The sequence below is a fragment of the Gordonia sp. (in: high G+C Gram-positive bacteria) genome (assembly GCF_049299075.1).
Taxonomy (GTDB): domain Bacteria; phylum Actinomycetota; class Actinomycetes; order Mycobacteriales; family Mycobacteriaceae; genus Gordonia.
Genome location: NZ_JBAQWU010000169.1, coordinates 1 through 1,924 on the forward strand (window position 1 = coordinate 1; position 1,924 = coordinate 1,924).

At 69.2% G+C, this 1,924-nt stretch carries 3 protein-coding genes and 1 pseudogene; all 4 read right to left on the bottom strand.

Annotated features, from left to right (window positions below; all coding sequences use genetic code 11):
• Positions 1-274, bottom strand: a pseudogene (locus WAW85_RS05715) (hypothetical protein); the annotation flags it as partial.
• A 144-nt stretch (positions 275-418) separates the two neighbouring features.
• Positions 419-1,054, bottom strand: coding sequence for a dTMP kinase (locus WAW85_RS05720; RefSeq protein ID WP_422558679.1), 636 nt, complete (start codon positions 1,052-1,054; stop codon positions 419-421).
• A gap of 18 nt (positions 1,055-1,072) precedes the next feature.
• On the bottom strand, positions 1,073-1,606 hold the full coding sequence (locus WAW85_RS05725) for an RNA polymerase sigma factor (RefSeq protein ID WP_422558680.1): 534 nt from the start codon (positions 1,604-1,606) through the stop codon (positions 1,073-1,075).
• Positions 1,607-1,609: 3 nt separating this feature from the next.
• The coding region (locus WAW85_RS05730) for a hypothetical protein (RefSeq protein WP_422558681.1) at positions 1,610-1,924 on the bottom strand (315 nt) is incomplete at its 5' end.

Below are 1,924 nucleotides of genomic sequence, written 5' to 3' on the forward strand. Positions count from 1 at the left end.
GCTGCCGCCAGGTCGGGGATCCGGAGTGGTTGACGTACACACCCGGGTGGATCGGCACCCAGTCCTTGCCGCGCAGTTTCTTCTGAACCACGTGCGCGCCGAGGCCGGCGTCCTCGACTTGTCGCCGGGCGATGACACCGTCCTGAGTCAGTAGCCGTGCGGCCACCGCGCTCTCGGCGACCTTCTGCGGTACCGCAGTCCGGTTCTCTCTCGCCGCAGTGCGTGCGCGCCCGGTCAGCATTGCGGGTTGCGGACGTACTGACGGGGTAGACATCTGCTGATGATGGCCCACCGCGGTGTGCGGGCGGAAGCGCGAGTCGGTGCAGCCTGTGGACGACGCATCGTCGTCCACAGGCGCGAGGTAGTTGCCCTTGCAACGATGCTCGTTTGACGCAGCTGGTACGTCAAACGGGCATCACTAGCGATCGACGAGGGAGAGGACGGCGGTGACCGCGGCGTCACCGTCGGCGACGGTCCAGGGAGAGACCCAGTTCGTCTCGGCCAGATCCAGGTAGGCGCGGTAGACGCGAGACTGGAGGTCGGTGTCGCGTTCGTACGCGTCCTTGGCGCGCCTCGCATCGGCGTCGGCGCGCGCGGTGGCGCGCTCGGCGGCGATCTGCGGCGGCACCCCCAGCAGGAGTTGGTGGTCGGGCAACGGGAGGCCGAGGCGGCCGAACTCGAGCTCGTGCACCCACTGCACCACGGCGCCGTCGGGGCCCTGGTACAACCGGGCTGCGCTGTAGGCGGCGTTCGACGCGACGTAGCGGTCGCACAGGAGAATGTCGTTCTCGCGTAGCGACCTCCGCAGGTCGTCGGCGGATTCGTGGCGGTCCAGTGCAAACAGCAGGGCCATGGCGTAGGCGCTCTGCGCCAGGTCGCCGTGCTGGCCGTGCAGGGCTTCGGCGGCCAGGTCGGCGGTGAGATTCCGGCCGTAGGCGGGGAACGCCATCGTTGCCACGCGGATTCCGCGGCGCTGCGCCTGCGTCCGAATGTGTCCGACGATGGTGTTCTTACCGGCGCCGTCCAGACCTTCGATCGCCACGAGGATGCCCATGGGCACCGATCCTAAACCTCAGGGCTCGCCAAGTTCGGCGGCGAGGGCCTTCTTGGCGCGGTTGAGGCGGCTGCGCACCGTCTGCACCGGAATGCTCAGGTGGTCGGCGATCTCCTGATACGACAGGTCACCGTAGACGCGCAGCACAAAGGTCACTCGAAAAGCCTCCGGGAGGGTGGCCAGGGCCTGCTCGATCCGGTCGGAGACCACGACGTCAGTGGCGAAGTCGCCCGGCGCGGGCAGGTCACGGTCGTCCGGATCCACCACCAGTGGTCGCTTCTTGGACTGGGCGATGGCGGCGTTTGAGGCGATCCGGTACATCCATGTCGAGAACTGGGCGTCGCCGCGGAACGTGCGCAGCCCGCGCCACGCGGCGACCAGCGCCTCCTGCAGGGCGTCCTCGGCGTCATGCCGGTTCCCGGCAATGCGCAAGCACACGGCCCACAGTTTGTTCCGGTGCCGGCCCACCAACTCGCGGAAGGCTTGCTGGTCGCCGGCAGCCGCAGCCTGCACCAGATCGGCTTCGGGGCGCTCGTCGAGGAGGTCGGACACGGCTCAACCCCGATCCGGCTGGGCGGCGACAGTGACGTCGGGCAGTCGGATCGGCCCGGCCGGGGCCAGCCAGCCCGGGCGATCGACCCGGATGATGGTCCCAGGCTCGCGGCCGGGAACACGTTCGGTGGCCACGCAGCGCGCGCTCGCGGCGTCGAATACGCTGCCTGGCTCGGGGGTGAGGGCAACCACGCCGACCGCTGCGAGCTGCTGCGCGATGTAGCCGCGCACCGAGTTTTCGGCGCTGGTGTCGTAGGAGCCGATGAGTGCGTTGATCAGCGGGCGCGTGTCGTCGGAGCTGGGCGCGGTGATCACGTG